At 38.1% G+C, this 394-nt stretch carries 1 pseudogene; it reads right to left on the bottom strand.

The features are described from left to right. Window positions 1-330: pseudogene (locus tag J7E63_RS02415) on the bottom strand (transposase); the annotation flags it as partial. Window positions 331-394 lie beyond the last annotated feature (64 nt).

Below are 394 nucleotides of genomic sequence, written 5' to 3'. Positions count from 1 at the left end.
ACATTGCTGATATCGAGTATTTGTGTTGGTTATTTCGAATCACATTTACTTTCGTCCTAGTATCAGCGCTGCTTGCTTTAAAATGTCGTTCTCCATCAGTAACTGCTTGTTTTCCTTACGGAGTTTAATCAGTTCAGTTTCTTCCGGTGTTTGATTGTCTTTTTCTTTGAATGATCCACTCGTCTGACTTTGACCCACCCACTTATCCAGTGATGAAGGGGTCAAGTCATATTCACGAATAATTTCTTGTCTAGGCTTGCCGTTCAAATAAAGCTGAACCATCTGATTCTTGAATTCTTCTGTGAACTTTCTTCGCTCTCTTTTGGTCATAATAGATTCTCCTCAGTAATAGTAACTGTAGTCTACTTGACCTTAATATTTCTGTCCAGTTAAC

This window comes from Bacillus sp. ISL-75 (assembly GCF_018613095.1).
The sequence above is the reverse complement of the archived record's forward strand: the minus strand, read 5'-3'. Positions and strand labels throughout refer to the sequence as shown.